General features: G+C 34.4%; 2 protein-coding genes. Both read left to right on the top strand.

Annotated features, from left to right (window positions below; genetic code table 11):
- Positions 1-206: 206 nt before the first annotated feature.
- The gene (locus I6F65_RS21420) at positions 207-626 is read left to right on the top strand and encodes a DNA/RNA non-specific endonuclease (RefSeq protein ID WP_197114852.1); all 420 of its coding nucleotides are present in this window, start codon (positions 207-209) and stop codon (positions 624-626) included.
- A gap of 11 nt (positions 627-637) precedes the next feature.
- The coding region (locus tag I6F65_RS21415) for a hypothetical protein (RefSeq protein WP_197114851.1) at positions 638-951 on the top strand (314 nt) is incomplete at its 3' end.

Raw genomic sequence — 951 nt, 5'->3', positions numbered from 1 at the left:
TTTTTTCACCCAAATTTGTATGCAAATAGCATAACATTTCTTTCTTAATGGGTGGCCAAAATTACTTTACCACTACAGAGTGCTAGTGACTTATTTAATGGATGAAATGAAAATAACCCGACGATAAAAGATATATTCTTAACCTAAAAATTAAATTTTATAGCACAGTTTTATTTGTTCAATTAGAGTGGCTGTCTGGTTTAATTGTGGGTAAACCTGCAATTTATACTTATGAAACGGATGAGCTAGGGCGTACTATAAGAGTTAAAGGCAAGCTCGAAAAGTCAGAGATTAAAGACCAAAAAATAAGGGATAAAAAGCATCGCAGTGCCAAGCAGAGCAGCTATGGCGGTGATGACCCTAACTATGATGGAGGCCATCTAGTTGGCACATTGTTCCAAGGTCCAGCAGAAAAAATAAACTTAGTACCCCAACTAAAAGACCAAAATCGTTATGGTGGATGGCGAAAAATGGAAAGAAAGTGGGCAGAGCATTTGGAAGAAGGTAAAGTTGTTGAGGTGGAAATATTGATAGAATATTCAGATGATGGGATAACTCCAGAATCTTTGTTTGGTAACTATGTAATAGGTAATGGAAACCCAATTCCGTTTGAATTTGATAATTAAGGAATAATAAAGTGTTTGAAACAATTGATGATATATACAACCATATTGGGCAAGCGATGTTTAATGCTCTTCCCGAACAATGGGAAAAGGCTTGGTTTGAAGTTTTATTATTAAATCCTGATGGAGCAATTCAATCTAATCAGGAATACATTTTAAATAACAAAAAATTCAATTTTGATACAAATATCATAAATGGAGTTGCTAAAAATGCAAAATGTGGAAAAGCTTTCTGTGCGCTTTATCACCTTATGCAAAAGGATGAAGATGATGTGCCTTGGAATAAAGCGCGTTTTGAAATAACTTCTGAAGGTGATTTTTCAATTGA

The sequence above is a fragment of the Pseudoalteromonas sp. SWXJZ94C genome (genome assembly GCF_015864385.1).
In the GTDB taxonomy this organism is placed as follows: Bacteria; Pseudomonadota; Gammaproteobacteria; order Enterobacterales; family Alteromonadaceae; genus Pseudoalteromonas.
The sequence above is the reverse complement of the archived record's forward strand: the minus strand, read 5'-3'. Positions and strand labels throughout refer to the sequence as shown.